Below are 26,298 nucleotides of genomic sequence, written 5' to 3'. Positions count from 1 at the left end.
TGCGTCTTGTCAGGTGCGCATCCCGCGGCCGCTGACCAGCAACCGCGCGCAGCCCACATAAAGCACAACAGTCGCCACCAGCATGAACGTAATCGCAATACTGATCCGAATGTCCGAAACCCCAAGGATCCCATAGCGAAACGCGTTGACCATATGCAGCACCGGGTTGGCCAGGGACACGGTCTGCCAGAACGGTGGCAGCAACGAGATCGAATAGAACACGCCACCGAGGTAAGTCAACGGCGTGAGCACGAAGGTCGGGATGATGGAGATGTCATCGAAGTTGCGCGCGAACACGGCATTGATGAACCCCAGCAGCGAAAAGATCGTGGCCGTCAGGACTACCACCAGGATCGTCACCCCCAGGTGATGCACCTGCAGATTGGTGAAGAACAGCGACAGCAGCGTCACGATCAGGCCCACCGCCAACCCTCGTAACACGCCCCCCAAAGTGAAGCCGATCAGGATTGTATGGGGCGAAACCGGCGAGACCATCAGTTCTTCGATCGAACGCTGGAACTTGCTGCCAAAGAAACTCGACACGACGTTGCCGTAGGAGTTGGTGATCACCGACATCATGATCAGCCCCGGCACGATGTAGTCCATGTACGTGAAGCCGCCCATGTCGCCGATCTGCCGACCGATCAGGTTGCCGAAGATCACGAAGTACAGAACCATTGTGATGGCCGGGGGCAGCAGGGTCTGCGGCCAGATCCGCATGAAGCGCCGGACTTCACGGTAGACAATGGTATTGAGGGCGATCAGGTTGGGTCGCAGTTCGGAACTCATACCGCCACCTTCGCCAGGTTTTTTTCCACCAGGGACACGAACAACTCCTCAAGGCGATTGGTCTTGTTGCGCAGGCTCAGCACTTCAATATTTTGCAGGGCCAGTTGAGTGAACAGCCCGGTGATGCCGGCGGATTTGTCGACTTGGACTTCCAGGGTATGGCCGTCGAGCAACCGAGCCGGGTAGCCGATGAGCTGCGGGGCGACACTGAGGTCATGCTTGAGATCCAGCAGGAAGGTCTCCACATGCAACTGGCTCAGCAACTGACGCATGCTGGTGTTCTCGACGATGGTGCCATGGTCGATGATGCCGATGTTGCGGCACAGTTGTTCGGCCTCTTCCAGGTAATGCGTGGTGAGGATGATGGTGATGCCTTTCTGGTTCAATTCGGTCAAGAAGGTCCACATCGAACGGCGCAACTCGATGTCCACGCCCGCGGTCGGTTCGTCGAGGATCAGCAGGCGCGGTTCGTGCACCAACGCACGGGCGATCATCAGGCGGCGCTTCATGCCGCCGGACAACGAGCGGGACGGCACATCACGCTTGTCCCACAGCCCCAGTTGGGTCAGGTATTGCTCGGCGCGTTCGTTGGCGATTTTCGGCGGAATGCCGTAGTAGCCGGCCTGCGTCACGACAATATCGAAGGTCTTTTCGAACTGGTTGAAATTGAATTCCTGGGGCACCACGCCAATGCAGCGCTTGAGCGCGGCGGGAGCGCGGTCCAGGTCATGGCCGAACACGTTGACCGTGCCGCTGGTCTTGTTCACCAAGGTGGAAAGAATGCCGATGGTGGTGGACTTGCCGGCGCCGTTAGGGCCAAGCAAGGCGAAGAAATCACCTTCGGCGACGTCCAGATCGATACCACTCAGGGCCTGGAAACCGTTGCCGTAGGTTTTGGTTAACTGCCGTATGGACAGAGCGGAACTCATATCGGATTACGCACCAAGAAGGGGAAAAGAGAAGAATAGATAAGGGCGTGCGACGAGCAATGCAACCACCCGCACGAAGGCAATGGTGCGTGGCGTCGCCGCACAAGTACAGTGAAGCGTGTCGATAGTAAGTATTAAGTCAACGCGGTCATCACGGCTTTGCGATAGGCCGGACGCTGCTGGAGCCGTGCGTACCAGGCTTGCACATTGGGCAGCGCGGCACGCTCGATGGGCATCTCGAACCAGGCATAAATGAAACTGCCCAGGGGGATATCGCCCATGCCGATTTCATTGCCGCTAAGGTAAGGCTGTTGGCCCAGGGTCTGCTCCACCATTGCCAGCAGGTCTTCGCATTCCTTGATCGCAGCCTTGATGGCGGCCCAATCCTGCTGCTCGGCTGGGGTGCGCAAGACGCCCCAGAACACCGTGCGAAACGGTGCGGCAAAACTCGACGTCGTCCAATCCATCCATTTTTCCGCCGTGGCCCGGGCCTGTACGTCAGCGGGGTACCAGGCGGAATCCGGGGCGTGGCGAGCAACCAGATACCGGACGATGGTGTTCGACTCCCAGAGCACGAAGCCGTCGTCTTCTATCATCGGAACCCGGCCGTTGGGGTTCTTCGCGCGGTATTCGGGCGTGTCCACCACACCGAACGCGCCGCCTGCATCAACAGACTCATAGATGAGCCCCAGTTCTTCGGCGCACCACAACGCCTTGCGCACGTTCGATGAATTCTTCCGGCCCCAGATCTTCAGCATCACGGCTTCCCTCGATGGATAAATGCCGCAGCAGCATACGCCGGATCAGCAATGGCTCAAATCACCGAGCGAGAGCGCACCGCCAAACCTTCCTGAGCCGCCAGGGCATTTACGCCAAACAATGACGTTTTCTCACTTCGGCAACGAACGATTTCCCACGGCTGTTGCCAACCAGACTGGCGCAATACAGGGAGGGTTTCCCACGAAATCAGTCCCATTGCGCCTACCGCCGGTTTTGCACGGGCCGTCTACGCTCTGAAGGTCGGTTTTGCCTTGGTTCACGGAGGATCACTTATGCTGTTGTTGTGGATACTGGTTCTGGTCATCGGAGTCGCCTGGCTGGCGCATCGGCGCACCGCCCCGCTACCGGCGCTGGGTATTGTCGCGGTCTACCTGCTGGCGATGGGTGTCGCCAGCCATGCGCCCGGCTGGCTGATGCTCCTTCTCTGGCTGGTGCTCGCCGCCATCGCGACGCCGCTGCTGCTGCCGGACCTGCGCCGCAAATATTTCAGCGCACCGATGTTCGACTGGTTCCAGAAGACCCTGCCACCCATGTCGCAGACCGAGCGCGATGCCATCGACGCGGGCACGGTGTGGTGGGATGGCGAACTGTTCAGCGGCCGGCCGGACTGGGACCTGCTGCTGACCTATCCCAAGGTAAAACTGACCGAAGAAGAACAGGCATTCCTCGATGGCCCAGCCGAAGCGCTTTGCGCGATGGTCAGCGACTGGCAGATCGGCCAGGCCATGAACCTGCCGCCAGAAGCCTGGGCACATATCAAGGAGCACGGTTTCTTCGCCCTGATCATTCCGAAGGAATACGGCGGCAAGGGGTTCTCCGCCTACGCCCATTCCCAGGTGGCAATGAAACTCGCGACCCGCAGCGGCGACTTGGCTTCCACCGTGATGGTCCCCAACTCCCTCGGTCCGGCGGAACTGCTCCTGCATTACGGCACCGACGAACAACGCAACCACTACCTGCCGCGACTGGCCCGTGGCGACGACATCCCCTGCTTTGCATTGACGGGTCCATTGGCCGGTTCCGACGCCGGGGCGATGCCAGACACCGGGATCATCTGCAAAGGCGAATGGCAAGGCGAGGAAACCCTCGGCCTGCGCTTGAACTGGGAAAAGCGCTACATCACCCTTGGCCCGGTCGCCACGCTCCTTGGCCTGGCCTTCAAGGCCTATGACCCGGACCACTTGCTCGGCGACGAAGAAGACCTGGGGATCAGCCTGGCACTGATTCCTACCGATACGCCCGGCGTCCACATCGGCCGTCGCCACCTGCCCCTCGGCGCCGCCTTCATGAACGGACCGAACTGGGGCAAGGACGTCTTCATCCCCCTGGATTTCCTCATCGGCGGCCAGGCCATGCTCGGCAAGGGCTGGATGATGCTGATGAACTGCCTGTCGGTCGGCCGCTCGATTTCCCTGCCGGCGGTCGGTACCGGCGCGGCGAAGTTCACCAGCCTGGTCACCGGCCAGTACACCCAGGTGCGTGAACAATTCAACGTTCCATTGTCGGCGTTCGAAGGCATCCAGGAAGCCATGGCGCGGATCGGTGGCAACGCCTGGCTGATGGACGCCGCGCGCATGCTGACCGCCAACGCGGTGGACCTCGGCGAAAAACCTTCGGTGCTGTCGGCGATCCTCAAATACCACCTGACCGAACGCGGCCGCGAATGCATCAGCCACGCCATGGACGTGCATGGCGGCAAGGGCATCATCATGGGGCCGAACAACTACCTGGGGCGCAGTTGGCAAGGCGCACCGATTTTCATCACCGTGGAAGGCGCGAATATCCTGTCGCGCAACTTGATGATCTTCGGCCAGGGCGCCATCCGCTGCCATCCGTTCGTGCTCAAGGAAATGGCCCTGGCCACCCGCGAAGACAAGGACCAGGCGTTGCTCGAATTCGACGGGCTGCTGCTCAAGCACATCGGTTTCGCCATCAGCAACGCCGCCAGTACGCTGGTGCTCAACCTGGGCCTGGGGCATTTCGACAACGTGCCAGGCAATGCCCTGAGCCAAGGTTATTTCCGTGCACTCAACCGGCAGGCGGCAGCATTCGCCCTGCTGGCGGACCTGAGCATGATGTTGCTGGGCGGTGAGCTCAAGCGCCGCGAGCGTTTGTCTGCCCGACTGGGTGACGTGTTGAGCAACCTTTACCTGGCCTCGGCTGCCCTCAAGCGATATCACGATCTCGATTCGCCGGACCACATGGCGCCACTGTTCCAGTGGGCCATGGAAGAAAGCCTGGGCCAGTCGGAGCGCGCATTGGACGAACTGCTGGGCAACTTTCCCAACCGGGTGCTGGGCTGCCTGTTGCGCCTGGTGGTGTTCCCCTTGGGTCGTCGCCACAGGGGACCGAGCGACAGGCTCGATGCCGAGGTCGCGGCTGTTATCGGACGTTCCAAGGGCGACCCGACCCTGGAAGAGTTGCTACAGGGCTGCTATCGCCCGCAATCCACCGACGATCCGGTGGGCGCGCTGCAACACGCTGCCGACCTGCTGGCCGCAGCCCATCCGCTGCAGAAAAAAATCCATGCTGCCCTCAAGCAGGGCCAGCTCAATCCGCCCCCCGGAGAACACCTCATCGATGCTGCCCTGGAAGCAGGCGTGTTGCAAGCCGGTGAAGCACAGACCCTGCGGGCGGCCGAGGCGGCACGGCGCAAGGTCATCGACGTGGATGACTTCGATAAGGAAGCCTTGACGCTCGCCGAGGACAAAGTCCGGTGATCCGGACGGCGATCTGATCACTAGCATGTAAAAGCAGGCGCAGGCACTTTATACTCCTGCGCCCGTTTTGCTCTTGAGGACTTATCTCGTGTCCAATGTCGTTGCCGATCACCTTGTCTTGCTTGACCACTTGCGCAGCATCCTGGTCGCTGTGGGTGAGGCCGAACAGGTTCCCGAAGAAAGCCATGCGCTGTTCCTGGAGCGCTTTGATGACCTGCGCGCGCAACTGCCCGTCGACCCGATCGAAAGCCAGTACCTGGGTCAGGATCTCCTGTGCCAGGTGATCGTCCGTTATCCCCAGATTGCCCACCTGGTCCCCCGCGACCTGCTGTGGTATTTCGCCGGTGATTGCCTGCACTACATGCCCGACGAAGAAATCAGTCTGTACCAGGCCCTGGAGGAGCGTCGTTTCGAAGCAGAACAAAACGACGAGCCCTTCGATTGGAACCAGGAAAAACAATTGCTGGCAATGTCGGATCAGGACAGCAAGCACTGATCGCAAGCAGCAATGCAAAGGCCCGCACGGTTTAACCCTGCGGGCTTTTTTGCGGCTTTTTGTTGATGGCGGCGCCTGGGATTTGTCCTGCTGAATAACAGCGAAAGACAAATTATTGACGCACTCAACCCCATGCTTTTCGCCCCCGTCACTTTTTAGACGTTTTTTTCACAAACGCCGTGGCGCTTTGCCAGCGTTGAACTACTGTCAATCAGAAGCGAGCAGGGAACAGGCGAACCGATCCATAGCCGACCTGATTGGCAACCGTCGTTCTGCTCGCCAGCCCGGCTATCAAGGGCGTTTCAAGATGTGCTGAGTACCGCGTGCCATCCAGTCAGGACGTCCAATGTGCCCCAGGCCAATTGCCGGCGACATTGAGTGATTTGATGAAAATGGGGGGGCAGCCCGGGCCCCATAAATGATCCGAGGCACTGGTTAGCCTAGGGACGGCCTGTCTGTCGAGGATCATTTTATGAGCTATCGTACTGTGCCCGCGTTGAAACACCTTGTTCATGGTTTGTTCTGGATGGGCCTCGGCCTGGATGCGGCTTACGCTGCGGCGGACAGTTGTTCCCAACTGGACAATTTGCCCGCCACCTTCGAGGTTGGCCAGGGCCTGCAGAGCGAGCTGCGTATTCTTGCTCCCGTCACAAAGCTGGCGGTGGGCGATCCGAAAATCGCCGATGTGCAACCCAGCGGCAACGATGCCTTCATTCTTACGGGCCTCATGCCCGGCGCCACCAGCCTGATGGTGTGGACGGCCTGTTCGAAAATTCCCCGTCAAAGCATGGTTTTCGTGACAGGCCGAGCCACCACCGCACTGACCAGCGCAGCAAGCGTGCCGTCGGACGACCCGATGCTGCTCGCCCAAGTGCAGACCGACATCCGTTTCGTCGAAGTCAGCCGGACCAAACTCAAGGAGGCCTCGACCTCCATTCTCGGCACACGAGGCAATTTCCTGTTTGGCTCGCCGAGAACCTTGCCCACCGTCGGCGGTATCGTCCGGCCCTCCTTGCCGGTCAATAACGATATGTTCAATCTGTCGTTCGCCACCGGCAAGACGCTATTGATGATCAACGCCCTGGAAGGCAGCGGCTTCGCCTACACCCTGGCGCGGCCAAGCCTGGTGGCCCTCAGCGGGCAGAGCGCCAGCTTCCTGGCCGGTGGCGAAGTGCCGATTCCCGTGCCCAGTGCCGGCAGCGACAACGTGTCCATCGAGTACAAGGAATTCGGCATCCGCCTGACCCTGACGCCCACCGTGATCGGCAAAAACCGCATCGCGTTGAAAGTCGCGCCAGAAGTCAGCGAGCTGGATTTCACCAACGCCGTGAACATCGCCGGGACGCTGGTACCCGCCCTGACCGTGCGCCGCACCGATACCAGCATCGCTTTGGCCGATGGCGAAAGCTTCGTCATCAGCGGCCTGATCAGTACCCGCAACAGCTCACAGGTGAACAAGTTTCCCGGTTTGGGGGATATACCCATTCTCGGCGCGTTCTTTCGCGATAACTCCATCAACCGCGAAGAGCGCGAGCTGTTGATGATTGTCACCCCGCACCTGGTCCAACCGCTGGCCGCCGACGCGCAACTGCCTACTTTGCCGGGCGAGCAACTGCGCAATTACGACCCGAATTTCTACCGCATGTATTTCCTTGAACATGGCGAGTTCGATAACCGCAGCGGGCTGTCCCAATGAGCCGCTACGTGCAGTGCGAAGCGCCAGCCATTCAACCGGTTTCCAAGGGGCATGGGATGAAAGCAATGATTGCGATAACGGCGACCTTGATGCTCGCCGGTTGTGCCAGCCATGGCACCGTGGCGTCGAGCGCGGCCAGTTGCGCCAAGCCCGGCGCCGATCAGGAATTGGCCCTTAACCTGGCCGATGACATGGCCAATGAAGGTCGCTTGTATGCCAGCCTGGCGAACCTCGAACGCTTGCCCGAGGACTTGGTCCAGGTCCGTTTGCGCAAGGCCCGGGTGCTGCGCCTGATGGGACGCAGCGAGGCCGAGCCTTTGTATAAAAGCCTGCTTGGAACTTGCCTGGCTGCCGATGGTGAACATGGTCTTGGTCAATTGGCCGCTGCCAAGAATGACAACGCCAACGCCACGGAACACCTCGAACGTGCAGCAAAGATGGCGCCCACCGAAGGAAAAATCCGCAATGACCTGGGGGTTGTCTACCTCAATCAAAAGCGGATTCCCCAAGCCCGCTTCGAGTTCATGACGGCCATGGAACTGCAGCAGTCAAACACGCTGGCTGCGCTCAACATGGTGACCCTGCTGATCTACCAGGACAACTGGAAGCAGGCGGCGGAACTGGCGAGCATGGCCAAGCTGAGCCCCCAACAGGTGGCGGATGCACAAGCCCGTGCGGAAAAAATCCGCGGCTCTGCCGGTAATGCAACGACCTCACAATCGAACCGCCTGACCGAGGTCGTCGATGCCTCTACCGGCGCGGTCAAGTAGCGTTTCGAGGAGTCCGAGAGATGAAGACCCAACAATTGTTGATCGTATGCCTGACTTGCCTGTCCACTTCCGCCTGGGCGATCGACCCAGGCCCGTCTTCGGCGGCGCAGCAAGGGACCGAGAGCTGGATGCAACTGCAAATCCGCGGCGTGGTGGCCTCCACCAACCTGCAAACCGCCTCGGCCGCCGAACGCGAGCTGGCCATGCAGCGCTGGCTCAACAGCTTTACTTACCCGATCCCGATGTTCTTCGACCAGGACATGGGGGGAGACGTCAGCAAGAGTGAGTGAAGCGTTGCAAGCATAAAGACCGCAGCCTCCGACACCCCTACGCTTGATGTAGGGAGTTGCCGGGGGCTGCGGTCTTTTGGCTGAAGGCATTGACTAAAGCAAGCCGGGGCCGCCTGTGGGAGCGGGCTTGCTCGCGAAGGCGGAACCACAGCCAACACCTGCATTGACTGACCCACCGCTTTCGCGAGCAAGCCCGCTCCCACACAGGCTCCGGGGTGGACATGCGGCACATGCATCAACACAAAACCCTGTGGGAGCGAGCTTGCTCGCGAAGACGGAATTACAGCCAACATCTTCATTGACTGACCCACCGCTTTCGCGAGCAAGCTCGCTCCCACACTGGATCCGGGGTGGACATGAGGCACATGCAACAACACAAAAACCTGTGGAAGCGAGCTTGCTCGCGAAGACGGAATTACAGCCAACATCTTCATTGACTGACCCACCGCTTTCGCGAGCAAGCTCGCTCCCACATCGGTTCTGCGGCGACATCTGGCGCATGCAACAACACAAAACCTGTGGGAGCGGGCTTGCTCGCGAAGACGGAATCACAGTCAACACCTGCATTGACTGACCCACCGCTTTCGCGAGCAAGCTCGCTCCCACATCGGTTCTGCGGCGACATCTGGCGCATGCAACAACACAAAAAACCTGTGGGAGCGAGCCTGCTCGCGAAGGCGGAATCACAGCCAACATCTTCATTGACTGACCCACCGCTTTCGCGAGCAAGCTCGCTCCCACATCGGTTCTGCGGCGACATCTGGCGCATGCAACAACACAAAAACCCTGTGGGAGCGGGCTTGCTCGCGAAGACGGAATCACAGTCAACACCTGCATTGACTGACCCACCGCTTTCGCGAGCAAGCCCGCTCCCACAGCATATTCGGCAAGCCGGCCTTGCTACATGTTCCCGAAAGCCCTGAACACGCCGATCATGGCGGGGCCGATGGCGACCAGGAAGAAGCTTGGCCATAGGCAGAAGATCAGCGGGAAGATCAGTTTGGTGCCGATTTTGGCGCCCATTTCTTCGGCAGCCTGGGTCCGCCGGTCGCGGAACTCATCGGCGTAGATCCGCAGGGTATCGGCCACGCTGGTGCCGAAACGGATACTTTGCGCCAACAGGCTGACCAGGCCCTGGATGTCCTCCAGGCCGGTGCGCACGGCCAGTTGCTTGAGCGCCTCGGTGCTGGTGATGCCCGCGCGGATCTGCGCGTTGACCAGCGCCAGTTCCTCGGCCAGCTCGACCTGGCTGACGGACATTTCTTCAGCCACCCGTTCGATGGTGGTGGGCAAGGCCAGGCCCGACTCGACGCAGACCACCATCAGGTCCAGCGCATCCGGAAATGCGGCGCGCAGCCGACCTTGCCGTGCGTTCTTGCGCTTGCCGACATAGAGCGCCGGCACCAGCCAACCAATGCCCGCCATGAGGACCACCGCCAGCAGGCCGATGGCCAGTGAGACCTTGACCATCGGCAGCAACAACAAGGCAACGCCGATCATCACCAGGGGCAGCATCAGGCGCACGGCCCAATACATCTGCACCGCCGAAGCGGATCGATAACCGGCATGGGTCAGCAACGTCTGGGTCGCGGACGTCTGGGTCGTGTCGGTCGAGGCGAAGCGCTGGCCGACTCGCTCCAGTAGCAGTTGCAGATTACCGGGCGCCTCCTGCCCCGTCGCGCTACCGGCATAACCGCGCTTGATCAACGCCAGCCGACGCTGCACCGGGTCTTGCAGACCCAGCATCATCAACAGCACGGCACCGGCCGCCAACACCGTACTGACGCCAATCACGGTGACGAACAGCAGGCGCGCAAGCTCCTCGTTCCCGGTGAATCGACTGAACAACCCGAGCAAAAAGTCCATGACCGATACCTCTGGGCGCAACAGCGTTAGACCTGGATCCGAATGATCTTCCGGATCCAGAAAATCCCCACCAACATGGCGCAGAACGCGCCGAAGATCAGCTTGTGGCCGATGGGGTCATTGACCAGTACCGGCATGTAACTGGGGCTGGTCACCACGATGGCGATCGCCAGCACGAAAGGAATCGCCACCAGCACCCAGGCGGACATACGCCCTTCGGCCGACAGCGTCCGGACCTTGCGCTGGAAACGGAAACGCCCACGGATCAACCGGCTCAGGCGTTCCAGTACTTCGGTCAGGTTGCCGCCGGTCTCGCGGTGGATCAGGATCGACGTCACCAGCATCATCACGGTCATGCTCGGCATGCGCTCCAGCAGGCCGAGCATGGCTCTGCGCACGTCGTTGCCATAGTTGATGTCGGAGAAGGTCATGCCGAATTCCTGGGCGACCGGCCCCTTATGCTCCTCGGCGACCAGGCGCAGGGTTTCGTTGAAGGGATGGCCGGCGCGCAAGGCCCGGCACATGGCATCCAGGGCGTCCGGCAAACCTTCCTCGAACGCGGCAAAACGCTTGTTGCGATCGCGCAGGATTTTCAGCACCGGCAACCAGGCCACGGCAAACGCCACCAACAGCGCCACCCACCAGATCGGCCAGACCATCAACACCAAGGCACCCACCGCCGCGCCAATGGCCAGGCCAAGCAACATCACCCGATAGGCGCGGTACTCATGGCCGGCCTGCTCGATCAACTGAGTCAGGTTGGCCATGAACGGCAGCTGTTCCAGCCGGGCTTCCAGGGGAGACAGGCGCGTCAGGTATTTTTGCCGCAGTACGGTCTGCATGTTCGGCAGGTGGTTGGCTTTCTCCAGGACGAGCAAGCGACCGCGAATGCGCTTGCGCATTTTCCCGGCCTCGCCGAACACCGGCACCACCACGCCCTGGGACAGCAGGAACACGGCAATGAACACCATGCCAAGGAAGATCAGGATGAATTCGCCCGGGATACCTTTCATGACTGCCGGCCCTCCATCCATTCAGGACGGAACATGCTCAGCGGCAATTCGATGCCGCGCTTGGCCAGTACATCGCGAAAGGCCGGGATCATGCCACTGGGCTTGTATTCACCGAGGACCTCGCCGTGCTCACCGATGCCGTGGCGCGCAAAGGAGAAGATTTCGGTCATGGTGATGACCTCCCCCTCCATGCCGTTGATCTCTTGAATGCTGGTGACGCGACGCTTGCCGTCTTCTTGACGCTCCAACTGGATCACCACATCGATGGCCGAGGCAATTTGTTGACGCATGGCCTTGATCGGAAAGGTCGCCCCGGTCATCGACACCATATTCTCGACACGACCCAACGCATCGCGGGCGGTGTTGGCGTGAATGGTGGTCAGCGAACCGTCGTGGCCGGTGTTCATCGCCGTGAGCATGTCCAGCGCTTCGGCGCCACGCACCTCGCCGATGACAATGCGGTCCGGGCGCATCCGCAGGCTGTTGCGCACCAGTTCGCGCTGGCTCACCTCGCCGCGCCCCTCGATGTTCGAGGGCCGGGTTTCCAGGCGCACCACGTGAGGTTGTTGCAGTTGCAGTTCGGCCGAATCCTCGATGGTGACGATCCGTTCGTTATGCGGGATGAAACTCGACAGCACGTTGAGCATGGTGGTCTTGCCACTGCCGGTACCACCGGAAATCAACACGTTCAAGCGCCCGCGGACAATGGCCTTGAGCAGCAAGGCAATGGCCGGTGTCATGGTGCCCACCTGGATCAGGCTGTCGGTGTTGAGCAGGTCCACGGCAAAGCGCCGGATCGACATGCTCGGGCCGTCGATGGCCAGCGGCGGGATGATCGCGTTGACCCGCGAACCATCCTTGAGCCGGGCGTCTACCAACGGCGAGGACTCATCGATGCGCCGCCCAAGGCTGGAAACGATGCGGTCGATGATGTTCAGCAAGTGCTGGTCATCCCGGAAGCGCACGTCAGTGCGTTGCAGCTTGCCGAAGCGCTCAACGTAGACCGAGGCGAAACCGTTGACCAGGATGTCGGACACGCTGTGGTCGGCAAGCAGCGGTTCCAACGGGCCAAGCCCCAACACTTCATCGGTGATCTGCTTGATGATCAACTGCCGGCTGACTGTACTCACCGGCGCCGAATGTTCTTCAAGCAAGCGCTGGCAAATATCGCGGATCTGCCGCGTGGCCTCGGCTTGTTCGAGTGCATCGAGCAAGGACAGGTCCATCACCTTGAGCAACTGCTGATAGATTTTTTCCCGCCACTCGGCTTCTACCGGGGTGACCTGGGTGCGGGTTTCGTAAGGCACATCGGGAACGGCATGCTCCCAGGCCATCAACGCTTCGGTCGAGTCTGTCTGGCCGTCACCGGGCTGGGCGGCCATTGAAGCACCAGTTTTGCCGGGTTGTTTGCGCAAGCGGTTGCGGAAGTCGCTGATCATGGGTCATCCCCCGAAGAAACGGTTGAAGGCGCGTTTGAGCAGGCCTTTGCCTGCCGCCATCTGGTGACCGACCAGGTCTTCGGTCAAATCGCGCAACGCGGCGGTGATGGCCGCCTTTGGCGCATGCAGTCCCAACGGCACACCAGTGTTCTGACTCTGGCTGACCAGGTTGAAGTCATTGGGCAATTTCGAAATATTCGGGCAGCGCAGGGCCTCGCCGATGTCCTTGAGGCTGACCGCGGCGGTCTTGTCGTAGCGGTTGACCACGATTTGCAACTGGTCGCCGCGTACGCCGAGGTCTTCGCGAAGGATCCGCACCAGGGCGCTGGCATCCCGCAGATGACTGACGCTCTGTTGCACCACCACGTAGACCCGGTCCACCTGTTCAAGGACGGAGCCGGTGAGGTGATCGATCTGCCGGGGCAAGTCCACCACCACCCAGTCATAGCTGGTGCGGGCCAGTTGCAAGAGTGCGTCGAGCTGTTCCGGCTGGGCATCCTGGGGCAGGCACAATTCGCCAGCGCGGCCACCCAACACGTGCAAGCTCGGACTAAAGTGGCTGCAAAAGCCTCGCAATGCCACGCTGTCCATGTCCTCGACTTGTTGCAGCACTTCGAGGTGGCTGTGGGATTGGGCGACGTCCAGGTAATGGGTCACGCTGCCGAACTGCAGGTCCATGTCCAGTAACAAGGTATTGCCTGAACGGGCGCTGAGTTGCTGGGCCAGGTTGCACGCCACCAGCGTGCCGCCGGAGCCGCCCTTGGCGCTGATCACTGCGATCAACTTGCCTTCGTTCCCATTGCCGAGGCGTACTTCCGCCACCAGGCGATTCAGGGCCGCCACCAGTTCGGTATCAGCGAAAGGTTCGGGCAACACGTCTCGCGCACCGGCCTGCATCGCCAGGCGCATGCCTTCCTGCTCGCCCAACAGACCGCACACCAACATCGCCGGACGCTCGTGGGCCGGCCGTTGCAGTAACGCCGAGAGTTCCTCGCGCCACAAATGGCTGACCCGCAACAGCAGCAGATCGGGCATCCGGTCGAGGCCGTAGAGCGGATCGACATGGCCGTTGCTGACCAGGCGCGTGCTCACTTCAAGGCCGGGCATGCGCTGGCAGACGCATTGCAGATCGCGCAACGACGCAGCATCGCGGCTGCTGATCAATATGCGCAGCCCGACCTTGCCGGTGGCGCTTGTGAGCGGAGTTTCCCGGGTGTTCAGCATGGTGTGATCTCCCCTGAATCGGAATGACGCCCTAGGCTTTCGCGTGGCAAGGTTGCCCTGAAGGTGGGCAAGGTAATGGGCACGCCCAGTCCGGGAATGAACAGGTTGAAAACGAAATTCTGCAGGCTCAGCTGGACATAGCGGATGGCTCTGAAGCCCGTGCTGCCGGAGGTGTCGCCGGGGTTTGCCACCACGGCTCCGTCGACGTCCAGGTACGTCAGCACCAGGTTCGAGGTGGCCAGGCTGCTGATCAGTTGGCTGGTGCCTGAATCCGTCGCGGCGTTGAAAATCGCCCGGCGCAGGATCACCGGATCGCTGATGTTGCACACCGCCGCCAGGCGCGCACCACGCCGCGCGGCTTCATCGAGGGCGTTGACGGTGAAATACAACCGGCCCATTTCCAGCACACCGAACAGCAGGGTGAACACCAGCAGGCCGACGAAGGCGAACTCGACGATATAGGTGCCGTGCATCTGCTTGCGATTCATCACAGCGCCCTCATGACGGTGGTCGCCACCAGCGGAATGCCCAGCGCAATGGCGCTGCCGAAGAAGCCGGGGATCGATCCGCTGCAACTGCCCGCGCCAATCACCGGGCAGAAGGTGTAGGTGATGGTGACGCGCACATGGCTGGTGCCTTCGGCGACAACCTGCACGTTCGCCGTGGTCAGGCCCGACACCACGGCAGTCCCGGAAGCGCTGGGCACGCCATACACCGCGACGTTTTTCGTCTGGGTCTGCAGCGTGCTGCTCAGGGAAACCGCGCCAAGGGTGGAATTCCAGGCCTGGCTGGCGACGAAGCGGTCGGCATCGCGGCTGGCCTGCAACAGCACGTTGTATTGGTACAGCATGCGGCCGAACTCGCCGAAGGCGAGCAACAGCAGCAGCAACACCGGCAGCACCAGGGTGAACTCCACCAGCGCGACGCCTTGCTGGGCCCGGGGTGATTTGAACGGGGCAAGTTTCATGACGCCTCCTACGAGTCTGTGCTCGGCGTGCCGCTGCCATTGATATAGGTTTTATAGAGCTGGATGATCTGCGGTCCGGCGTCGCTGCTGGGTGTCGGGCCAGGCACATTGTCGCCTTCGCATTCGTGGACGAACTGGCCGAAGATCTGCGCCTGGGTGCCGCCGCTGTTCATGGGCTGCACGACGAAATAGCAGCCGAAACCCAACACGGGAATGGTGCTTGAGCCGCCCTGTTTACCGGTGCAATTGCCCACCACAATCTTCAGCATCCGGCGCTCGAAGACGCCGTTGCTTTGGCAGCCACTGCCGCTCCCGCCCACGCAGGCGGCGACTTGGGTGCGCCAATCGTTGTAGTCCGCTATCGCCTCACCGCCTGCCGAGAGGTCGCCACTGCTCGACGTGACAGGCTGGCCTTTGTATTGCGCCTGGCCGAGCGTGCCGTTGTAGGTCATCGCTGGCGAGCTCGAAGAGGTGACCAGGTCCGGTGGATAGTTGGAAGCACTGACCGGGCCGTTGTAGATGCCGAAGCGCGTGTTCAAGCCTTGGGACGCCGGACCGACCGTATTGCCGGGGGAAGTCTGGACGTTGTCCCCGACGGCACGACAGACCGAACCGCCCCCTGCAAGGTCCTCACGCACCGAACTGCCGCCGGAACCGAAATCGAGCAGCTGGAAATTGCCCGGCCCGATCGGTGAGCTGTTTCCCGCTGCGGTCTTCAGCACCACCAGGTCGCCGAAGTGATAGCTCCAGAAATTCCCGGCGGACGGGTCATATTGGCCGGGATCGCCACAGACCATCAGCGGCGCGACGTCACAAGGCGATGTGGGGCTAGGGCCGGCGGTGGCGATGGCCGCCACGGCTTTGTTGCCCAGGCTGCCGCTGCCCATCGATTGGACGAAGCTCCAGAAAAAACCGTTGAGTTGATAGTTGGCGACCGACACCCGCACGTACTTGGCGTCGCTGGGGCCGGGGTAAGAGAACGGGCCGTAGACGCTGCTGGACAATTCAACCGCGGCAAACGTGCCCGGATTGCCAGCGACGGCGGTGGCCAGTTCGGTGTTGCCCACGGCGCTGGCATTTCTGCTCAGCGTGTCGAGGGCCGCCGTGCGGGTCGTGCTGGCCATGTTCATGCTGCCTTTGACCTGGCTCAGGGTCTTGGCGCCCCCCAAGGCGGCGGCATCCACCGCGTTTTGCAGGCGGGTCTTGTTCAGCAGCATATGCCCGCCGTCCAGGGCCAACGCCGCCGTCATGGCGATGGCCGCCATGGCGATCACCATCAGTACACTCACCGCCCCTCCCTGGCGTCGTGGCAGCGTCAACGGCTGCCGGATCTTGGCATTCATCATCGAGCCCTCATCTACAACGTTGAGGATCGGTATCGCCCTGCCCTATGGGGCCCGGCACGGGAAAGTCACCTAGCGGACATTGATCACGCTGCTTTCAACGCCACGGATCAACGTGATCGCGCCGCCCTGGGGCTTGGCACTGCGCTGCACTACGGGTCTTGGCACCGGCGCGGCGGCCACCGCCATGACCGGCGCAGGGGCTGGCGGCGCGACGGCCACGGCTTTTTTCTCCAGGTTCAGGGGGTTGCGAAGGGCCAGTTGCAGCTTGCCCTCGGTCTGCGCGGTGACCAGCAGTTCCGCTTCGCTGGCGGACATCTCCAGGGTCACGGCCCGCACCACCACCGGTTGCGTCTTGTCCGTGCCCGCGGTCTGGTCCACGGCCAGCACCCGCAGATTTTCGAGGAGAGTCCGGGATGTCGCGTTGTTGCTGCCGGCGTTAGTGGTCTTGGTCGCCAGGACATCGACCCGGTTGCCCGGCAACAGGAATCCGCCGACGCCGACCACATCATCCACGCGTACCGATATCGCCCGTTTGTCCGGCGCGATCAGCGAGGCCAGGGTGCTGCCGCCCAGGTGTTCGCTCAGCCGGGCACCGCGCACGATGTCGCCGCGCAGGATGTCGAACGTGGCAATCTTGCCCACGGCCTTGTCGCTGCTGTCGAAAGCATCGTCCGGAATCGTGTCCATGGGCATGCGCACCGTCGTGACCTGCTGGGCCTCGACCATTTGCCCGAAGGGGATTTCCACCGTCGCGACCACCACGCTTCGCAAGTGATCATCGGGGGTCGCGTTGAGTCGCGCGCTCAGCCAGGAGTCAGCCATCCATGCGGCACCAAGGCCCATTACCAGGGAAACGCCTATCAGCGGAAGCGTACGAGAGCTCATGTCGGTATCTCCAGATCAAAGGAAGTCGAGCTGAACGAAGTAGTTGTGCCAGGCCCATTCCAGCTCTTGCGGCAACAGGGGCCCGGAACCGCCCAGGTAACGCTGGCGGTCGAGCGCCATGTTCAACAGATCGCGAGGATGGCAAGGCACCAGCGGCATGCCTTCGCTTGCATACAGCCGCTGCAGCACATAGCGCACCAGCAGCGGGTCATACGGGATGCCCAGGCGTTCGCACTCCTGGCGCCAGATGCGCTCGTATTCGTCGGGCTTGAGATAACCGAACTGGACCTTGTAGCCGATGCGCCGCAGGAAGGCCTCGTCCGCCAGTTCGAGGGGATTGAGGTTGGTGGAAAACACCAGCACCAGGTCGAACGGCAGCTCGCAATGCCGCCCGCCGCCCAGGTTGATGAAGTCGCGTTTTTCTTCCATCGGCACGATCCAGCGATTGAGCAGCTCGGCCGGGGCCATGCGCTGGCGACCCATGTCGTCGATGATGAACAGGCCGTTGCTGGCCTTGAGTTGCAGGGCCGCCTGGTATTGCCGGGTAAACGGGTCGTAGCGCACGTCCAGCTGTTCCATGCTCAACTCGCCGCCAGTGATGACGATCGGGCGTTTGCAGCACAACAGTCGACGGTCGATGCCTTCGTTGAGCATCAGGTTGTTCGTTTGGCTGCTGTCATCCAGGCGTTGATGCACCTGCGGGTCGTAGATCTCGATCACCGACTCGTTGATGACGATGGCATGAGGCACCCAGATGGCCTCGGCGAACAACCGGATCAACCGGCTGCTGACGTAGGTTTTTCCGGTGCCCGCCGGGCCGTAGATCATGATCGCCCGGCCGGAGTTGAGGGCGACGCCGAGTTGATCGAGCATGCCTTGGCTGAGCACCATGCCGGCCAGGGCCTGGTTCATGTCCTTGGCAGTGATGCGACCATGGTGGATGGTCTGGATCTTGATCAGCGAGCGGTAGGTGCTGACCGGAAACGGCGCGGCACCGATGTAGCCGCTGCGAGCCAAGGCGTCGCGGGCGGAACTGCGGCCGCGTTCCGTGAGGCCATAGCGCAGCGTTTGTCCACCCGACTGGCCCATCTGGCCAAGGACTTCGACCCGCCCGTCCTTGCGCAGGAACGCCAGCACTTCTTCGAGCACCGCGCCGGTCAGGGCCAGGCGTTCCACCAGCCGCGTCATGTCCAGCACGCCGGCGTCATGCAGGTGTTTGCACACCAGTTCGCCGAGGAAGCTGTCAGTCAGGCCGGTGTCGCGAATCGAGCTCGGTTGAGGCGCCAGGCGTTGCACTGCTTCCCGTTCGCTGGGGTAGGCATCGCTATCGTTGATGACGTGCATGACTAGACTCCCCAGCCACCGGCAACCAACTGCCAGTAAACGCTGTTCAAAGTGCCGATCAGGATCGCAATCGAATAAGGAAAGGGTTTGCCGGCCACTTCATCCGACGCCGGCGCCAGATAAGCCTGGGCGCGGACGCTCAACCAGTAGCGCTGCAAGGTCTGGAGCAACTGGCCACGGGCCAGGACAATCAGGAAACCGCACACGCCGCCGGCAATCAGGCTGAACAGCGCCGCCCACAGTGCGAAATGAAAGGGCAGGAAGCTGCCGACCATGGTCATCAGCTTGACGTCACCAGCGGCCATGCCACCGACGGCGTACATGGGCAGGAACAGCGCGAAACAGATCAGCATCCCCAGAAGGCCGTCGCCCAGGCCGCCGATCCCGCCGGTATAGACCTGGCTGGCCAATCCCAGGGCCAGGCCCAACAAGACCAGCGTGTTGGGGATGCGGTGGCGACGCAAATCGCTCACCACCGCCACGCCCAGCAGTCCTAGCAGCAGTACCGTCGACATCAGCAATTCCATGGACATGATGCGTCTCCCTAAGGGTGGTTATGGTTAGCAGGCAGCGCCTTTAACCGCGGCACAGAGGGCAGTGATTCGAGTGTTCACCTCACCGCCCAAGAGAACGAACATCGCGGCAACCGCCACCGTTACCAGGCCACCGGCCACCGCGTATTCCACAATGGTCAGGCCGTCTTCATCATTTAAGAACTTGGCTATCGAAGTTCTGACTGTTTGAAGTTTCATCTTATTTACCTCACTTCAGCGGTAATAAAACGACTTGCGGAGAACAACGCGAAGCCCACTAAGCAGGTACTCCACAGCTTTATCGAATAAAGCTGAAACCGGCGCTTCGATGGGCCTCACCCCTAGCGGTTGTCAGCAGGCAGCGCCCTTGACGGCGGCGCACAGTGCGGTAATCCGGGTGTTCACGGCGCCGCCCAGCAAAACGAACATCGCGGCCACGGCCACGGTGATCAACCCGCCGGCAACGGCGTATTCCACAATGGTCAGGCCGTCTTCATCTTTGGCGAACTTCAGTACCGAAGCCTTGATAGTTTGAAGAGTCATTTCGCACACCTCATCGGGGTTGTTTTCAAAGAGGCAGTACATTGCGAACTGCCTGATGCAACCCTAGTCAGGAGGCCGGTATTGTCGTTAGGAGGATTTTGCACATCGCTAGGATTTTTTTGCGCCAGCCGCGAAATTGTCCAGGCTGACAATTCCCCCGTGTTTTTGGATCGCAGGTACGGCGCCTTCAGAGACCCTGCACTAAAGGATGAACGGCTTATGAAAATTAATTCGGCAAACTGATAGCACATTGGCAATACTGCTAGCTAACGGGCAGGAAGAACCACCGAGTAGTCGTCCTATGGCGTCGAATCTGACTGGCAAGCCAAAGCTGTTATGGTTTGATCTGACTCATGATCATTCCACCCAGGAACTCATCAGCCAGTTCGAGCAAGCGTGCGACTGCGCCGTGGCGAAAAATGCCTTGCTGCTCAGTGGCGTGCAGGCCGACATGATCTGCATCCATTTCGATCGCCCGGACACCCAGGGCTTGAGGAGGCTGCTGGACATCAAGCGCACCGTCCCGGCCATCCCCATCACCATGTTCACCGTGCAGCACTCCGAGGAACTGGCCGTCTGGGCCATGCGTTCGAGCGTCTGGGAATACATGGTGCTCCCCCTTGCAACCACCGAGCGCAAGCGTTACCTGACCGCAGTGACGCAGTTGTGCGAGTTGCGCCGCCAGGCCGGCAGCCGTGGCTCGACCTCGCAGATCGATCACTCCCCGACCCTGCCGGACAGCATCCGACTGACCTCCGGGCATCAGAAACACCAGGCCCTCAGCCACATCATGCTGTACATCGACCAGCATTTTCGCGACAGCATCGACCAGCGCGACCTCGCCAAGCGCTGCGGCATGACCACGTTTCGCTTCAGCCGGGTGTTCAAGGAGGCCAACGGGCTGGGCTTTACCGATTACGTATTGAACAAGCGCATGAGCTTTGCCAAGGACTTGCTCGATAACAGCCAGATGCCTATCACCAGCATCGGCTACGAGGCCGGCTTCAAGGATCCGTCGTATTTCGCCCGCGCCTTCAAGCAGTACGCCAACTGTACGCCCAGCGAGTACCGGCTTGCGTACCAGGTGCGCTGCTCGAGCCTTGCTCCGCCGCCTGCCGATGAGGAGGCGCTGGAAAGCCTGGTGCACAGTCTGGAGGGCTAAAGCATTTTTAACGCGCATAAAAAAACGCCGCTCGAATGAGCGGCGTTTTCTTGAATTTGGAGCGGGAAACGAGACTCGAACTCGCGACCCCGACCTTGGCAAGGTCGTGCTCTACCAACTGAGCTATTCCCGCAAATGGCGTCCCCTAGGGGACTCGAACCCCTGTTACCGCCGTGAAAGGGCGGTGTCCTAGGCCACTAGACGAAGGGGACACACTAACTGAAACACATGGTGTGTATTCCAGTGCCCAAATCCGCATCCGAAGATGTCGGCTCTGGCTTCACTCAGCCCCGCCCGAAAGCAACGCTGTTTAAAATTGGAGCGGGAAACGAGACTCGAACTCGCGACCCCGACCTTGGCAAGGTCGTGCTCTACCAACTGAGCTATTCCCGCATTGGCGTCCCCTAGGGGACTCGAACCCCTGTTACCGCCGTGAAAGGGCGGTGTCCTAGGCCACTAGACGAAGGGGACACACGTACAACATTCACTGCTTATCGCGTTTGGCTGAGTGCTTTACGCTGTAAGTGGCGCGCATTCTATGGATGGATTGGAGGGTCGTCAACCCCCAGATATAAATTTATTTAAATCAATGACTTCGCCCAATTTGGGAGGATCTGCGGATTTTACCCGTCCGGTCCTTGGCGTCTATATTCTGTCGCCCGCCAAGACGTTATAGTCTCGGCGGGCAAATAGTGGCAATGTGCATCCATGGTGTTGCACACCCATAAACAGCATGACGCCCGTCTAATCGCACGGCGTGGAACTATGCGCATAAAAGCCAAGCCACTACACTCATGACATGCGTACCCCAATAAAGAGGTCTTACCGGTGACACCACTCATGATCACCCTGCTCGTCGTAGCCGGGATCGCACTGTTGATCGCCATTGGCTACATGAACCATGTGGTGGAAAACAACAAGCTGGAAAAGGCCCGCACCAAGGTTGAACTCAACGACCGCCTGCGTCGTTGTGGCGAGCTCACCGAAACCTTCCCTGGCCAGTTGATGACCCCGGCCCTGAAGTTGCTGATGACACGCCTTGAGCTCAACGTCTGCCAGCGCTTGCTCAATCTCGACAAGTCCAACGCCGCCGTCAAGGCACGCCTGGACGAACTGTCTGCGCTGGCCGCCCAGGGTGAGTCGATTCCGGTCAACAACCCGCCGGCACCGATCCAGACCGAAGCCAAGGCCAAGGATGTGCGGTTCCTGCTCGAAGCCTTGCACGGCCAGATCACCCGCGCCGCCCAGGATGGATTCCTGCCGCCTAACGAGGCCAAGCGCTGGATTCGCGAAGTGCGACATCTCCTGGTGTTGCTGCACATCGAGTTTTTCAACAACCTCGGCCAGCAGGCCTTGCAGCAGGAACAGCCTGGGCAGGCTCGCCTGGCGTTCGAGCGTGGCGTGCAATATTTGCGCAAGCAGCAGGAGCCGCAGGTCTACGCCGAGCAGTTGGCCTATCTCGAGAAGCTTCTGGCTCGGGCCAACGCCCAGGTCCTGGCCAGCACCCAGCCTGTAGAGGGTGAGGTGAACCAGTTGACTGAAGGGTTGAAGGAAGACGAAGCGAACGATGAGTGGAAGAAGAAGAAGGTTTACGACTGAGTTGGGTTTGGGTGCATATCCGTTTCTTCGGTAACGGCAACTGGCGGTTCCGCTCTTACAGCGGGTCACTTTTGAAGAGCTTCCGGGCCGACCTGGCTCTGGTGACGCACCGCGCATCTCCAGTGGGAGCGAGCCTGCTCGCGAAGGCTCTATAGCAGTCGATGAAGAGGCTGAGTGTACTGGCTTCTTCGCGAGCAGGCTCGCTCCCACATGGATCTCTGAACACTCTTCCCCTACTGTGGGCGGGCTTGCTCGCGATAGCAGCAGCCCACCCATTCACAACCTGAAATGCCCCACCATCCCTTTCAACTCAACGCCCAACTGCGCCAATTCAATGCTGGACGCGGCGTTGCCTTGCATGGCCACGGACGATTGATCGGCGCTGGCGCGGATGCTGGTGACGCTGCGGTTGATTTCTTCAGCCACTGAGCTCTGTTGTTCGGCGGCCGCTGCGATTTGCTGGTTCATCTGTTGGATCAACGACACGGCCGCCGCGATGCTGCCCAGTGCGCTTTCGGTCTGCAGCGCATCGCTGACGGCCATTTTCACCAGTTCGCCACTGGCCTGGATTTGCTGTACGGAGGTCTGGGCCGCTGAACGCAGCGCGCTCACCAGTCGCTCGATTTCTTCGGTGGACTGTTGCGTGCGTCTCGCCAAGGCGCGGACTTCATCGGCCACTACTGCAAATCCCCTACCTTGCTCACCTGCCCGAGCCGCCTCGATCGCGGCGTTGAGGGCGAGCAGGTTGGTTTGCTCCGCCACGCTCTTGATCACGCTCAAGACCGTGCCGATGTTCTGTATTTCGGCGCTCAGGCTCTCGATGCTGGTGCTGGCCGATGTGGCCGAGTCGGCTAGTTGCTCGATGCGCACCATGCTCTGGCGCACCACTTGTTGACCCGTTTCGACCTTGTCATCGGCTGTCTGGGCCGCTTGCGCCGCCTCTTCGGCATTGCGGGCCACGTCGTGCACCGTAGCGGTCATCTGGTTCATTGCCGTGGCAACCTGCTCGGTTTCCTCTTTCTGGCTGCTGACTTCCAAATTGGTCTGCTCAGTCACGGACGACAGCGACTGGGCCGAACTGGCCAACTGCTCGATGCCCGCCTGCAAACCGCTGACGATGCTGCTCAAGCCCGCCCCCATCTGCTGCATCGCGAGCATCAGTTGCCCGATCTCGTCCCGGCGTGTCACGTCGACTTTAGCGCTCAGGTCCCCGGCGGCAATTTGCTGGGCGACGCGGATGACACTGCGCAACGGCGAGACGATCAACCGGGTGATGACCCAGGCTGCAACCAGTCCCACCAGCAGGGCCAGGGCCGACGAACCGATGATCATCAACGAGTTTTTCTTCAGCTCCGCCTGCATGGCGGCGTCTTCGGAGGTGTACGCCTGATCAACCCGAGCCACGACCTGGTCGGCGCGCTCGTGCAATTGTTGGTAGACGATCTTTTCCTTGGCCAAAAGGCCGGTGTATTCGGCCAGTTGCTGGTTGAATCCACCAATATGCCCGGCCACTTCGTTGAGCACGGTCTGGTAGCCGGGATCCTTGACGGCGCTCTTGAGTGCTTCAGCCAGTTTCATGGCCTGCTCGGCCTGTTCGATATTGCCTTGCCCGGCAGCCTCGTCATTACCCTTGCGACTCTGGTCCAGGCGAACCCGTGCCTCGTTCATCGACTGCAGCATGAGTCGCGACACTTCGCTGACCTGGTTGGCCTGCTCGATGAATTCAGCACCCTCCTTGCCCTCGGAGTCCTTCAAGGTATAGGCGCCGTCATCCGCTAGCCCGGCCTGCAACACGTCCAGGTTGTTGGCGACACTGGAAACCGACCAACTGGCCATCTCCAGCGCCAGGTCCTTGCTCTGGCTCAGTTCGACGAATTCATCGAATGCCTTGCGGTAGGCCGCCAGGGCCAGATCGACGTCATTCATCACCGGCACATTGGCCGCCGACTGGCCTTTGAGTTCGTTCGCCAACGCAATCAACCCATCGACGCCTTGACGCAACACATCGGCTGTCTTGGGGTCGGAACGCGAGGCGTATTCCTGCTCCAGCAGGCGAACCTTGAGCAGCCCGCTGTTGAGGGACGACATCTGCTTCAAGCCATCGAAGCGATAACTGATGGTCTGCAGCGACCAGACGCCTATGGCCGCCACCACTGCGGTGAGCAGCAGCACCAGGACAAACCCGATACCCAGTTTCTTTGCCATACCGAGGTTGGCAAAACGTCCTTGCACGGCCGAAATCATTGCGCCCAGTCCTCTGCCAGTGTGTGTTGATTGCAGATTCGCAACGAGACGCCCCGCAACACAAGATGCTGGCGTCGGAATAATGGCAAAAAGCTACAGCCGCGTCGTTTTCAGGACACTTGAGGTCGATCCAGAGCCGTAGCGCGGAAGAACGCCAGGGCCTTGGGATCCCTGGCGTAGGCCACGTTGATCCTCAGCCAGTCAGTGTCCAGGCCCAGAGGGCTGAATGCGGTGCGCGACGACAGTCGGATGCCGCACCGCTCTGCCAGGCGCTGCAACCCAGCATAGTCACGTAACGGTGGACGTGCCCAGATGAAAAGCCCGCCGGTCGGCTTACCGAAAACGCTCCAGTCGGCATCCTCCAGCGCCTGCAGCGTCACCGTCATGTCACTATTCAGACGCTGGCGCTGACGCTGGACCAGTTTGCGGTAGGCACCATTGGCCAGGAGATTGGCCAACACCGATTCACAGAAGCGCGATGCGCCCATGCTGGTCACTTCCTTGACTTCGCTCAGGCGCGCGATGATGGGCGGCGACGCCACCACGAAACCGACTCGCAGCGAGCTGCTCAGGGTTTTCGAGAAACTGCCCAAATAAATCACTTCGTCGTCCAGCGCCGCCAGCCGGGCTCGTGTTGGACTCTGGAAATCCGCATAGACATCGTCTTCGATGACGAGCAACGCATGCTCTTTCGCCAGCTCCATCAACCGCTGGGCCACGGTCGGAGCCAGGTTGCTGCCGGTTGGGTTATGGCAGGCACTGTTGACGAAAAGAGCACAGGGGCGATGAGTCATCAGCAAACACTGGAGAGCATCGACGTCAGGCCCCCGTGGCGTCCTGGGCAGTTCGACCATGTCAATCCCGTGCAGCCTGAGCAGGTCGAACAGTTTCGAATAACCGGGGCTCTCCACCACGACGCAGCATCCCGGCGGCAATAGTGTCCGCACGATCAAGTCCAGTCCATGGGTCGCCCCCGAGGTGGTCAGTATCCGGCTTTCATCAGCCTCGATATCGAACTGCTTAAGCCGCCTGGACAGTTGCTGACGCAGTGCCGGCAAGCCGAGGGCGGTACTGTAGTTGAACAAACCGGCCATGTCGGTTCGGCTAACCTGCCGTATCGCGTACCCCAGGTCATCGCTTTCTCGCCAACTTTCGGGCAGCCCGCCACAGCCCAGCTTCAGCTCCCACTGCGAACCTTCTACCGCGTCGGAATCGAAAAGGGCGCCTTTTAGCCCGCCGCTTCCGGCGGACTCGTGCCTGGGTGGAAGAGCGGCGGTGACGAAAAAGCTCGAACCGTTACGAGACGCCAGCAAACCCTGGGCGACCAGGCGCTGACACGCTTCGTGGACACTGGCCTGGCTAAGCAGGTTTTCCCGCGCCAACTGCCGGACCGATGGCAGGCGCGTCCCCGGTTGCACCGTATCCTGTCGAACCCAACTGACCAGCGCATCGACGATTTGCTGCACGACAGGCACAAGGGCCTGCCGGTCGATTCTCAACTCCATGAGTAATCAAGCTCCTAAGCATTGTTTTGAATCCGCAAACAGTTAAGCACAGGCCGACGCCGGGCGATGTATGACAACGCTGTAAAAACGCCCCATTCTCATCCCTTGAAATACATTGATGACTCAAGCAAGGGAACCTTCACAGACGGAAGGAAAAG

At 60.7% G+C, this 26,298-nt stretch carries 24 protein-coding genes, 4 tRNA genes and 1 pseudogene; 7 read left to right on the top strand and 22 right to left on the bottom strand.

All coding sequences use genetic code 11. The features are described from left to right. Nucleotides 1–9 precede the first annotated feature (9 nt). The 3 genes from Q7C33_RS17285 to Q7C33_RS17275 form a co-directional block, all read right to left on the bottom strand. On the bottom strand, nucleotides 10–789 hold the full coding sequence (locus tag Q7C33_RS17285) for an ABC transporter permease (RefSeq protein ID WP_030137687.1): 780 nt from the start codon (nucleotides 787–789) through the stop codon (nucleotides 10–12). After that, the gene (locus Q7C33_RS17280) at nucleotides 786–1,718 is read right to left on the bottom strand and encodes an ABC transporter ATP-binding protein (protein ID WP_030137686.1); all 933 of its coding nucleotides are present in this window, start codon (nucleotides 1,716–1,718) and stop codon (nucleotides 786–788) included. Before Q7C33_RS17280 ends, Q7C33_RS17285 begins: the two co-directional genes overlap by 4 nt. Before the next feature lie 134 nt (nucleotides 1,719–1,852). After that, nucleotides 1,853–2,476 (bottom strand): glutathione S-transferase family protein, encoded by a 624-nt coding sequence (locus Q7C33_RS17275; RefSeq protein WP_030137685.1) that lies wholly within the window; start codon nucleotides 2,474–2,476, stop codon nucleotides 1,853–1,855. A 294-nt stretch (nucleotides 2,477–2,770) separates the two neighbouring features. Between Q7C33_RS17275 and Q7C33_RS17270 the strand changes: the two genes are divergently transcribed. From Q7C33_RS17270 to Q7C33_RS17250, 5 genes are all read left to right on the top strand, one after another. Further along, entirely contained in the window at nucleotides 2,771–5,218 is a 2,448-nt protein-coding gene (locus tag Q7C33_RS17270) for an acyl-CoA dehydrogenase (RefSeq protein WP_030137684.1), read from the top strand. Nucleotides 5,219–5,306: 88 nt separating this feature from the next. After that, nucleotides 5,307–5,714 carry a PA2817 family protein gene (locus Q7C33_RS17265; RefSeq protein WP_030137683.1) on the top strand — a complete coding sequence of 136 codons (408 nt, stop codon included), beginning with the start codon at nucleotides 5,307–5,309 and terminating at the stop codon, nucleotides 5,712–5,714. 472 nt (nucleotides 5,715–6,186) lie between these two features. Further along, entirely contained in the window at nucleotides 6,187–7,410 is a 1,224-nt protein-coding gene (locus Q7C33_RS17260) for a type II and III secretion system protein family protein (protein ID WP_030137682.1), read from the top strand. A gap of 56 nt (nucleotides 7,411–7,466) precedes the next feature. After that, entirely contained in the window at nucleotides 7,467–8,180 is a 714-nt protein-coding gene (locus Q7C33_RS17255; protein WP_030137681.1) for a tetratricopeptide repeat protein, read from the top strand. Between the two features lie 20 nt (nucleotides 8,181–8,200). Next, nucleotides 8,201–8,470 carry a DUF3613 domain-containing protein gene (locus Q7C33_RS17250; protein ID WP_030137680.1) on the top strand — a complete coding sequence of 90 codons (270 nt, stop codon included), beginning with the start codon at nucleotides 8,201–8,203 and terminating at the stop codon, nucleotides 8,468–8,470. 900 nt (nucleotides 8,471–9,370) lie between these two features. On the opposite strand, the gene Q7C33_RS17245 is transcribed toward Q7C33_RS17250, so the two are convergent. From Q7C33_RS17245 to Q7C33_RS17190, 12 genes are all read right to left on the bottom strand, one after another. Then, nucleotides 9,371–10,336 (bottom strand): type II secretion system F family protein, encoded by a 966-nt coding sequence (locus tag Q7C33_RS17245; RefSeq protein WP_030138418.1) that lies wholly within the window; start codon nucleotides 10,334–10,336, stop codon nucleotides 9,371–9,373. 26 nt (nucleotides 10,337–10,362) lie between these two features. After that, a complete protein-coding gene (locus Q7C33_RS17240; RefSeq protein WP_198798362.1) occupies nucleotides 10,363–11,349 on the bottom strand; it encodes a type II secretion system F family protein in 987 nt (328 codons plus the stop codon). Next, entirely contained in the window at nucleotides 11,346–12,788 is a 1,443-nt protein-coding gene (locus Q7C33_RS17235) for a CpaF family protein (RefSeq protein ID WP_407683839.1), read from the bottom strand. Before Q7C33_RS17235 ends, Q7C33_RS17240 begins: the two co-directional genes overlap by 4 nt. A 3-nt stretch (nucleotides 12,789–12,791) precedes the next feature. Further along, complete coding sequence (locus Q7C33_RS17230; RefSeq protein WP_407683838.1) at nucleotides 12,792–14,012, bottom strand: AAA family ATPase; 1,221 nt, start codon at nucleotides 14,010–14,012, stop codon at nucleotides 12,792–12,794. After that, on the bottom strand, nucleotides 14,006–14,500 hold the full coding sequence (locus Q7C33_RS17225; protein WP_030138422.1) for a TadE family protein: 495 nt from the start codon (nucleotides 14,498–14,500) through the stop codon (nucleotides 14,006–14,008). Before Q7C33_RS17225 ends, Q7C33_RS17230 begins: the two co-directional genes overlap by 7 nt. Further along, nucleotides 14,500–14,979: a TadE/TadG family type IV pilus assembly protein gene (locus tag Q7C33_RS17220; RefSeq protein WP_030138423.1), complete on the bottom strand. Its 480-nt coding sequence runs from the start codon at nucleotides 14,977–14,979 to the stop codon at nucleotides 14,500–14,502. The genes Q7C33_RS17225 and Q7C33_RS17220 overlap by 1 nt, the downstream gene beginning before the upstream one ends. 8 nt (nucleotides 14,980–14,987) lie before the next feature. After that, a complete protein-coding gene (locus Q7C33_RS17215; protein WP_030138424.1) occupies nucleotides 14,988–16,325 on the bottom strand; it encodes a Tad domain-containing protein in 1,338 nt (445 codons plus the stop codon). Between the two features lie 69 nt (nucleotides 16,326–16,394). Next, the gene (gene cpaB / locus Q7C33_RS17210) at nucleotides 16,395–17,210 is read right to left on the bottom strand and encodes a Flp pilus assembly protein CpaB (protein ID WP_198798364.1); all 816 of its coding nucleotides are present in this window, start codon (nucleotides 17,208–17,210) and stop codon (nucleotides 16,395–16,397) included. Between the two features lie 15 nt (nucleotides 17,211–17,225). Then, complete coding sequence (locus tag Q7C33_RS17205) at nucleotides 17,226–18,554, bottom strand: AAA family ATPase (RefSeq protein WP_198798365.1); 1,329 nt, start codon at nucleotides 18,552–18,554, stop codon at nucleotides 17,226–17,228. Nucleotides 18,555–18,556: 2 nt separating this feature from the next. Continuing rightward, nucleotides 18,557–19,087, bottom strand: coding sequence for an A24 family peptidase (locus tag Q7C33_RS17200; protein ID WP_030138369.1), 531 nt, complete (start codon nucleotides 19,085–19,087; stop codon nucleotides 18,557–18,559). Nucleotides 19,088–19,114: 27 nt separating this feature from the next. Further along, the gene (locus Q7C33_RS17195; protein WP_030138368.1) at nucleotides 19,115–19,306 is read right to left on the bottom strand and encodes a Flp family type IVb pilin; all 192 of its coding nucleotides are present in this window, start codon (nucleotides 19,304–19,306) and stop codon (nucleotides 19,115–19,117) included. 132 nt (nucleotides 19,307–19,438) lie between these two features. Beyond that, nucleotides 19,439–19,630: a Flp family type IVb pilin gene (locus tag Q7C33_RS17190; RefSeq protein WP_030138367.1), complete on the bottom strand. Its 192-nt coding sequence runs from the start codon at nucleotides 19,628–19,630 to the stop codon at nucleotides 19,439–19,441. Nucleotides 19,631–19,931: 301 nt separating this feature from the next. Here Q7C33_RS17190 and Q7C33_RS17185 point away from each other — a divergent pair, with 301 nt between their 5' ends. Beyond that, nucleotides 19,932–20,792 (top strand): response regulator transcription factor, encoded by an 861-nt coding sequence (locus Q7C33_RS17185; protein WP_030138366.1) that lies wholly within the window; start codon nucleotides 19,932–19,934, stop codon nucleotides 20,790–20,792. A 57-nt stretch (nucleotides 20,793–20,849) separates the two neighbouring features. Here the strand turns inward: Q7C33_RS17185 and Q7C33_RS17180 are convergent. From Q7C33_RS17180 to Q7C33_RS17165, 4 genes are all read right to left on the bottom strand, one after another. Then, nucleotides 20,850–20,925 (bottom strand) — tRNA-Gly (locus Q7C33_RS17180). Between the two features lie 3 nt (nucleotides 20,926–20,928). Next, nucleotides 20,929–21,004, bottom strand: a tRNA-Glu gene (locus tag Q7C33_RS17175). A gap of 105 nt (nucleotides 21,005–21,109) precedes the next feature. Continuing rightward, nucleotides 21,110–21,185 (bottom strand) — tRNA-Gly (locus tag Q7C33_RS17170). Nucleotides 21,186–21,187: 2 nt separating this feature from the next. Then, nucleotides 21,188–21,263: transfer RNA gene (locus Q7C33_RS17165), tRNA-Glu, on the bottom strand. A gap of 369 nt (nucleotides 21,264–21,632) precedes the next feature. Here Q7C33_RS17165 and Q7C33_RS17160 point away from each other — a divergent pair. Continuing rightward, nucleotides 21,633–22,391, top strand: coding sequence for a hypothetical protein (locus tag Q7C33_RS17160; protein WP_030138365.1), 759 nt, complete (start codon nucleotides 21,633–21,635; stop codon nucleotides 22,389–22,391). Nucleotides 22,392–22,667: 276 nt separating this feature from the next. On the opposite strand, the gene Q7C33_RS17155 is transcribed toward Q7C33_RS17160, so the two are convergent. From Q7C33_RS17155 to Q7C33_RS17145, 3 genes and pseudogenes are all read right to left on the bottom strand, one after another. Next, entirely contained in the window at nucleotides 22,668–23,531 is an 864-nt protein-coding gene (locus Q7C33_RS17155) for a methyl-accepting chemotaxis protein (protein WP_407683877.1), read from the bottom strand. Continuing rightward, nucleotides 23,529–23,723, bottom strand: a pseudogene (locus Q7C33_RS17150) (HAMP domain-containing protein); the annotation flags it as partial. The gene Q7C33_RS17155 and the pseudogene Q7C33_RS17150, both read right to left, overlap by 3 nt. Before the next feature lie 1,022 nt (nucleotides 23,724–24,745). Then, a complete protein-coding gene (locus Q7C33_RS17145) occupies nucleotides 24,746–26,140 on the bottom strand; it encodes an aminotransferase-like domain-containing protein (RefSeq protein ID WP_407683837.1) in 1,395 nt (464 codons plus the stop codon). Nucleotides 26,141–26,298 lie beyond the last annotated feature (158 nt).

Origin of the sequence: Pseudomonas sp. BP11-1-1 (genome assembly GCF_052112105.1) — a bacterium.
GTDB lineage: Bacteria > Pseudomonadota > Gammaproteobacteria > Pseudomonadales > Pseudomonadaceae > Aquipseudomonas > Aquipseudomonas alvandae.
This window is presented reverse-complemented; position numbering and strand designations above follow the sequence as displayed.